Source organism: Goodfellowiella coeruleoviolacea (assembly GCF_024171785.1).
GTDB lineage: Bacteria > Actinomycetota > Actinomycetes > Mycobacteriales > Pseudonocardiaceae > Goodfellowiella > Goodfellowiella coeruleoviolacea.
In genome coordinates, this window is record NZ_JAMTCK010000040.1 from 1 (window position 1) to 9,070 (window position 9,070).

At 71.7% G+C, this 9,070-nt stretch carries 2 protein-coding genes; both read right to left on the minus strand.

The genetic code is table 11. The annotated features are described in order from the left end of the window. Positions 1–6,083, minus strand: a 6,083-nt coding sequence (locus LX83_RS37405) for a type I polyketide synthase (RefSeq protein ID WP_253780920.1), incomplete at its 3' end; no start/stop codon positions are given. 32 nt (positions 6,084–6,115) lie between these two features. After that, positions 6,116–9,070: type I polyketide synthase (locus LX83_RS37410; protein WP_253780922.1), on the minus strand; the 2,955-nt coding region annotated here is incomplete at its 5' end.

Here is a 9,070-nt window from a genome sequence, read left to right on the forward strand (position 1 = left end):
GAGGACTCCCACAACGCCACACCCATCCCCACCCACTGCGACCCCTGACCCGGAAACACCAACACAACCTTGGCCGGGTCCGGCGCGGCGGTACCGCTCACCAGGTTCGCGGCCGGACGTCCCGCCGCCAGCAGGTCCAGTGTGGACCGGAGTTCGTCGTGGTCGGTGGCGACAACACCGGCTCGCCGCTCCAGCGCGGCTCTGCCGGTGGCCAGCGACAGGGTGAGGTCCGCCAGGTCAGTCTCGGGCCTGGCGTCCAGATAGGACTTCAGTCGGTGTGCCTGGGCACGCAGTGCTGGTTCGGTGCGGGCGGACAGCAGCACCGGCCAGGCCGCTGGCACTCGCCGCGGACCCGGCTCGGCCGGAACGGCGAGCGGGCTGCGGGTGGTCCCGGCGAGCGCCTGTCCTTCAGGCCGCCGGGCCGGGGCCGGTTCGGCCGGCGCCTGCTCGATGATGATGTGCGCGTTGGTGCCGCTGACCCCGAACGAGGACACACCGGCCCGCCGTGGCCGGTTGGTCTCCGGCCACGGTTGCTGCTCGGTGAGCAGCGCCACGGCACCCGCGTCCCAGTCCACGTGCGGTGAAGGGGAATCCACGTGCAGGGTCTTCGGCAGCAGGCCGTGGCGCATGGCCATGACCATCTTGATGACCCCGGCCACCCCCGCAGCCGCCTGGGTGTGCCCGATGTTCGACTTCACCGACCCCAACCACAACGGCCGATCCCGATCCCGCCCCTGCCCGTAGGTCGCCAACAACGCCTGCGCCTCGATCGGATCACCCAACCGCGTCCCCGTCCCATGCCCCTCCACCACATCCACCTCACCCGACACCAACCCCGCCGACACCAACGCCGCCCGAATCACCCGCTGCTGCGACGGACCATTCGGCGCCGTCAACCCATTCGACGCACCATCCGAATTCACCGCACTCCCCCGCACCACCGCCAACACCTCATGCCCATTGGCCCGCGCATCCGACAACCGCTCCACCAGCAACACACCAACGCCTTCCGCCCAGCCCGTTCCGTCGGCTGCTGAGGCGAACGCCTTGCACCGGCCGTCCGCTGCCAGCCCGCGCTGGCGGCTGAACTCGATGAACACCCCGGGATCCGGCATCACCGTCACGCCGCCGACGAGCGCGAGCGAGCACTCCCCCTGCCGCAGCGCCTGCGCGGCCAGGTGCAGCGCCACCAGCGACGAGGAACAGCCGGTGTCCACGGTGACCGCGCTGCCCTCAAAGCCGAAGGTGTAGGCCAGCCGTCCCGAGGCCACGCTGCCGGTGTTGCCGGTGAGCAGGTAGCCCTCGAAGTCCTGCGGGGCCTCGTCCAACCTGGGCCCGTAGTCCTGGGTCATCGCACCGACGAACACGCCGGTCGCGCTGCCGCGCAGGGTCGCGGGATCGATACCGGCCCGCTCGAACGCCTCCCAGGCGACCTCCAGCAGCAGCCGCTGCTGCGGGTCCATCGCCACCGCCTCACGCGGGTTGATGCCGAAGAACTCCGCGTCGAACCGGTCAGCGTCGTAGAGGAACCCACCCTGCCGGGTGTAGGACCGCCCCGGCCGGCCGGGTTCGGGGTCGTACAGCGATTCCACGTCCCAACCTCGGTCGGTGGGGAACTCACCGATCGCGTCCACCTCGTCGCACAGCAACCGCCACAGGTCCTCGGGTGAGCGCACCCCACCGGGCAGCCGGCAGCTCATCGCCACGATGGCCAGCGGCTCGGCTGAGGTCGGGGTGGCGGCTGCCCCGGTGGTCGCGGGTACCGCGTCGCCCGGTGCCGCGCCGATCAGCGACCGGAGGTGCGCCACCAGTGCGCTCGGGGTCGGGTGGTCGAACAGCAGGGTGGTGGGCAGCGGCAGTCCGGTGCTGGCACGCAGCCGGTTGCGCAGGTCGACGGCGGTCATGGAGTCGAACCCGAGCTGTTTGAAGGCGCGGTCCATGTCGATGCCGGTGCCGGCGGGATGTCCGAGCACCAGCGCGGTCTCGTCACGCACCAGTGCGGCGAGTGCCCTGGTTCGCTGGTCCGGTGCGAGTGCCGCCATGCGCCGCACGAACGCCGGCTCCTGGTGCGCGTCGGGTTCGTCAGGTTGCGCAGCCGGTTCGTCCACACCGGACAGCAGCGGGCTCGGTCGTCGCGCGGTGAACAGCGGCGCGAAACGCGTCCAGTCGACATCGGCCACCACCACGGCGGTCTCGTCGTGGTCGAGGGCACGGCGCAACCCCGCGAGAGCCCGCTCCGGTGGCATCGCCAGCACTCCGCGCTGCCGCAGGTCCTCGTCCCAGCTGGCGGCCATGCCGGCACCGGCCCACGCACCCCACGCGATCGACGTGGCCGGCAGGCCCGCGGCGCGGCGGTGCTGGGCCAGTGCGTCGAGGTAGGCGTTGGCCGCGCCGTAGGCAGCCTGGCCGGCCGCGCCCCACACGCCCGAGGCCGAGGAGAACAGCACGAACGCCGAGAGGTCGCGTTCCGCGGTCAACTCGTGCAGGTTGACCGCACCGGTCACCTTGGCGCGCAGCACCTCGTCCAGTCGCTGGCGCGTCAACTCGTTGACCGGCCGCTGGTCCAGCACACCCGCCGTGTGCACCACCGCGTCCAGTCGGGGCAGGCTCGCCAGCAGGTCGGCCAGGGCGGTCCGGTCGGCGACATCGCACGCGGCCACGCTCACCGCGGCACCCAGTTCGGCGGCCAGCGCGGCCGCACCGGGTGCGTGGCTGCCACGCCGGCTCACCAGCACGACGTGTTCTGCTCCGGACCGCACCAGCCAGCGCGCCACATGGGCACCGAGCGCACCGGTGCCGCCGGTCACGAGCACCGTTCCGGTTGGTCGCCACGCGCGCCGCGGTTGTGCGCTGCCCACGCGAACCAGGCGTCGGGCGAAGCTACCGGTCGGCCGGACCGAGACCTGGTCCTCACCGTCCACACCGGACAACACCGCGCAGAGCCGGTCGATGTCGGTGTCCTCCGGGCACTCCGGCAGGTCGACCAGTCCGCCGAAGTTCTCCGGCTGTTCGAGCGCCACGGCCCTGCCCAGTCCCCACACCATCGCCTGCCTCGGATTGGGCAGTGGGTCGGACGGGCCGGTCGACACGGCTCCGCTGGTGACCAGCCACAGGGTGGCTTCGGCGCCGTGCAGCGCCTGGACGAGTTCGACGGTGCGTTCCAGGTCCAGCAGGGACACCACGCCGGTCACGCCGTGCTGGTTGAGCGGAGCTGCCGCATCCCATGCGACGGGCCGAACATCCGCGCCGTGTCGACGCAGTCCGCTGATCACGGCTGCCGCATGGGGGACGTCCGGGGTGGACACGACCTGCCAGGTGCCGGTCAGCGTCGCGGCGTGGTCCGGCAGCGGCGTCCACGCGACCGCGTAGCACAGCTCGTCCGCCAGGGCAGGTGGGCCGGCGGGCGTGGGCATGTGCCAGTACCGCTGCCGCTGGAACGGGTAGGTGGGCAGGTCAACGCGGTGGGCGTTGGGGAAGGCCTGGCTCCAGTCCACGGCGACGCCGCTCACGTACGCCTCGGCCAAGGCGGTCAGCATCCGTTCCTGACCACCGTCGTCGCGGCGCAGTGATCCGAGCACCGACACCCGGCGGTCACTGGTCTCAACGATCTCCTGCATGCCCGGAACGAGCACGGGATGGGGGCTGGCCTCGATCACCACCCCGGCACCATCACCCAGTGCCTGGCGGATGGCCTGGTCGAACCGCACCGTCTCCCGCAGGTTGCGATACCAGTACTCCGCCGTCAACTCACCAGTGTCCAGACGCTCACCCGTCACCGTCGAATAGAACGGCACCCCACCCGAAACCGGCTCAAGACCCACCAACCCGCTGAGCAACTCCGCACGCACCGCCTCCACCTGCACCGAATGGGAGGCGTAATCCACCGCGACCCGCCGCGCACCCTCCACCACCCCACACACCCGCTCCACACCCGCCACATCCCCCGACAACACCGTGGACCGCGGCCCGTTCACCGCCGCCACCGACACCCCCGCCACCACCGGCACCTCCTCCACCGGCAACGGCACCGACACCATCCCACCCCGGCCAGCCAACTCCGCCAGCACCCGGGAGCGCACCGCCACCACCCGCGCCCCCTGCTCCAACGACAACCCACCCGCCACACACGCCGCCGCGATCTCCCCCTGCGAATGCCCCACCACCCCCACCACATCCACCCCACACTCCCGCCACAACCCCGCCAACGACACCATCACCGCCCACAACACCGGCTGCACCACCTCCACCCGCCCCAACGCCACCCCATCACCGATCACATCCCGCAACTCCCAGCCCACCCACTCCCGCAACGCCACCCCACACCGCTCCATCCACTCCCCGAACACCCGCGAGGACTCCCACAACGCCACACCCATCCCCACCCACTGCGACCCCTGACCCGGAAACACCAACACAACCTTGGCCGGATCACCCACCACCCGCCCGCGCACCACCCCGGCGGCGGTCCCGTCCGCCGCCAGCACATCCAGTCCGTGCCGGAAGCCCGCCAGGTTTTCGGCGAGCACGACCGCCCGGTGTTCGCCGAACGCGGTCCGGGCGGTCGCCAGGGTGAGACCGATGTCGTCCTGGCGGGCGTCCACCTGGGACAGTTCCGCTGCCTGGCGTCGGAGTGCTTCGGCCGTGCGGGCGGACAACGTCCACGGCAGCACCCCCGAGTCAGGTGCGGGCCGGTGGTCCTCCTCCGGCGCCACGTGTTCGAGGATGGCGTGTGCGTTGGTGCCGCTGGCACCGAACGACGACACCGCGGCCCGACGGGGTCGGTCCAACTCGGGCCAGGCCACCGACTGCGCCGCGAGCCGCACCTGCCCTGATGACCAGTCCACGTGCGGTGAGGGCTCGTCCACGTGCAACGTCCTGGGCACCACACCGTGGCGCATGGCCATCACCATCTTGATCACCCCGGCCACCCCCGCAGCCGCCTGGGTGTGCCCGATGTTCGACTTCACCGAACCGAGCCACAGTGGCCGGTCCCGCCCCTGCCCGTAGGTGGCCAACAACGCCTGCGCCTCGATCGGATCACCGAGCGGGGTGCCGGTGCCGTGCGCCTCGACCACGTCGACGTCCGCTGCGGACAGTCCGGCACTGGCCAGCGCCTGCCGGATCACCCGCTGCTGCGACGGTCCGTTGGGCGCGGTCAGGCCGTTGGAGGCGCCGTCGGAGTTCACCGCGCTGCCCCGCACCACCGCCAACACCTCGTGCCCGTTGGCCCGCGCGTCCGACAACCGCTCCACCAGCAACAGGCCAACACCCTCGGCGACGCCGAATCCGTCCGCGCTGGCGGAGAACGCCTTGGACCGGCCGTCCGGCGCCAGCCCCCGCTGCCGGCTGAACTCGACGAGCAACTGGGGTGTGGACATCACGGTCACGCCGCCGGCCAGGGCCAGCGAGCACTCGCCCTGCCGCAGCGCCTGTACCGCCAGGTGCAGCGCCACCAGCGCGGACGAGCACGCCGTGTCCACGGTGACGGCCGGCCCTTCCAGACCGAAGGTGTAGGCGACCCGGCCGGAGGCGATACCACCCGCGCTCCCGTTGACCAGGTAGCCCTCCAGATCGCTGGGAACCGCTCCCAGCCTGCTGCCGTAGTCGTGGTACATCACGCCCGCGAACACCCCGGTTCGGCTGCCCCGCAGGGAAGCCGGGGCCAGCCCGGCCCGCTCGAAGGTCTCCCAGGCCACCTCCAGCAGCAGCCGCTGCTGCGGGTCCATCGCCAGTGCCTCGCGCGGGTTGATCCCGAAGAACTCCGCGTCGAAGCGCGCCGCGTCGGTGAGGAACCCGCCCTCCCGCACGTAGGTGCTGCCAGCGCGGTCGGGGTCCGGGTCGTAGATGTCCTCGACACGCCAACCGCGGTCATCCGGCAGCGGCGCGATGACGTCCCGGCCCTCCAGCACGAGCCGCCACAGGTCCTCGGGTGAACGGACACCACCAGGAAAGCGGCAACCCATCCCGACGATGGCGATCGGTTCCCTGGCCTGGGCCTCGTTGTCGGCCAGTTGCCGACGGGCCTGCCGTAGTTCCGCGGTCATCCACTTCAGGTGCTCGCGGAGCTTCTCCTCGTTGGCCACGCCACCGTCACCTCCTCTGCCGTCACGGCGGATCAGGACTTGCCGAACTCCCGCTGGATCAGGTCGAACAGTTCGTCGTCACTCGCGGATTCGAGTTCCTCTTCCTCGGCCTGCGGTGTCGGCTGCGGCTGCCAGGCGGAGAGCACCGAACGCAGCCGGGCGGCCACCGCCTCGCGCACGTCACCGTCGCCCACCGTGCCGAGCAGTCGATCGAGTTCGGTGAGCACGTGCTCCGTGGGGTCGGCCGGGCCCAGTGCCGTGGCCAGGTGCGCGGCGAGCCGCGCTGGTGTCGGCTGGTCGAAGATCAGGGTGGCCGGCAGTCTCAGGCCGGTGGCGGCGGTGAGCCGGTTGCGCAGTTCGACCGCGGTGAGCGAGTCGAACCCGAGTTCGGCGAACGAGCGAGCCGGGGCGATCGACCCGATCGCGGTGTGGCCCAGCACCGCGGCCACGTGCGTGCGCACCAGGTCGACGAGGAACTGGTCTCGCTCGCCAGCCGGAAGTGCGGCGAGTCGGTGCGACAGTTCCTCGGCCGGTGGCGCACTGGTCGCCGCCGGCCTGCCCCGGACCCCGACCAGCCCCCGGAACAGCGGGGGCACCGGAGTGGTGCTCGTTCGCAGCGCGGTGGTGTCCAGTCGCGCCGCGACCACGACCGGAGCGTCGTCCGCCGACAGCGCCGCGTCGAACAGGGCGAGTCCCTGGCTCGTGCTGAGCGGACCAACACCGAACCGGCGCAGCCGCCGCACATCGGTCTCTCCCAGGTGCCCGGTCATGCCCGAGCGGTGCTCCCAGAAGCCCCACGCCACTGACACCGCAGGCAGTCCCTCGTCCCTGCGCCGCTGGGCAAGAGCGTCCACAAAGGAGTTCGCCGCCGCGTAGTTGGCCTGCCCGGCCATGCCCAGCAGCGCCGACGCCGAGGAGAACAGCACAAAGGCCGACAGGTCGATGTCGCGGGTCAGCTCGTGCAGGTTGAGCGCGGCGTCCACCTTCGGCCGCAGCACGACATCGATGCGCTGCGGGGTCAGTGCGGTGACCACACCGTCGTCGAGCACGCCAGCCGCGTGCACCACCGCCGTCAGGTCCGGAATCGTGGCGATCAGCGACCGCAGCGCGTCCCGGTCGGCTGCGTCGCAGGCCACGACCCTGACCTCGGCCCCCAACTCGGTCAGGTCGGCCGCGCCGGCACCGGCGCCGCTCCGGCTGGCCAACACCAGGCTGCGCACACCGTGCTCGGTGACCAGGTGCCTGGCCACCAAGCCACCCAGGGTGCCGGTGCCGCCGGTGATCAGCACGGTGCCGTTCGGGTTCAGCCGCACGCCGTTGCCCGCGCCGGCCCGCGCCAGTCGCGGCACGTGCGCGCGCCGGTCGCGCACGGCGACCTCAGGCTCCCCCACGGCCAGCACAGCGGGCAACACCTCGGGGAGGTGAGCCGGATCATCGATGTCCAGCAACACGAAGCGGCCGGGGTGTTCCGACTGCGCGGACCGCACCAGACCCCACGCCGCAGCCAGGCCCAGATCACCGATCCGCTCCCCCGGACGCGCCGCGACCGCACCGCGGGTGACCACCACCAGAAGCGCGTCACGTTCCTCGGCCAGCCAGGACTGCACCAGGTGCAGTGCGTCGGTGACGGCTGTCCTGACCGAGGCGTCCGCTGGCGGCTCCAGCATCCGCACCTCCGCTGGGACATCCCGGGCCGGGCCGGGCTCCGCGGGTGTCCACACCACTCGGTGCAGTGCGTTGTCGCGCTGCCTGGCCTGGCTGAGCTGCTGCCCGGACACCGGGCGCAGGACCAGGCTGTCCACAGTGGCCACGACAGTCCCGGTGGGGTCGACGGCGGTCATCGCCACCGCGCCGCCGTCCACCGGGCGCAGGCGAACCCGCAGCACGGTGGCACCGGTGCTGTGCAGCGAGACACCCCGCCAGCTGAACGGCAGGTGGGCGACGCCGTCGAGATCCGACAGCAGGACGCCGGCGCCGACCGGGTGCAGTGCGAGATCGAACAGCGCTGGGTGCAGGCCGAACCGATCGGCGTCGGTGTGGCAGTTCTCGTCCAGCACGACCTCGGCGAAGGCCTCCTCGCCCCGCCGCCACACCGCGCGCAGGCCCTGGAATGCCTGGCCGTAGTGGTACCCCGCTCCGTGGAGCCGGTCGCGCAGCTCCTCGACGTCGACCGGGGTCGCGCCTGCCGGCGGCCACGATTCCGATGTGGACACCTGGGTGCGACCCGTGGCCATGGTCGCGGTGGCGTGTCTGGTCCAGGTGTGCGGCTGCCGCGCGTCCAGTCCGGAGTGGATCGTCAGGGTGCGCTGGCCGTGCTCGTCCGGCTCGTCAACGCGGACCTGGAGGGTGACCACGCCCTGGTCCGGCAGCACCAGCGGCGTTTCCAGGGTCAGTTCCTCCACCCGGTCGCAGCCGACCTCGTCTCCGGCGCGAAGCGCCATCTCCACGAAGGCGGTGCCGGGCAACAGCACCGTGCCGTTCACCGCGTGGTCGGCCAACCACGGCTGCTCCGACAGCGACAACCGGCCGGTGAGCACCACCGCATCGGCACCGGCCAGTGGCACGGCGTCGACGAGGATCGGGTGGCCGGCCGACCAACCGGACTGGCCGGCGGAGCGCCGCTTGGTCAGCCAGTACCGCTGCTGTTGGAAGGGATAGGTGGGCAGATCGATGCGGCGGCCAGTCGGGAAGAGCGCCGGCCAGTTGATTTTCGCGCCGTGGACGTGTGCTTCGGCCAGCGCGGTGAGGAAGCGGTCCTGTCCGCCGTCGTCGCGGCGCAGGGTACCCAATGTCACCGCCTGCGCACCGGTGTCATCGATGATGTCCTGGACACCCGGAACGAGCACGGGGTGGGGGCTGGCCTCGATCACCACCCCAGCACCATCACCGAGGGCCTGGCGGATGGCCTGGTCGAACCGCACCGTCTCCCGCAGGTTGCGATACCAGTACTCCGCCGTCAACTCACCAGTGTCCAGACGCTCACCCGT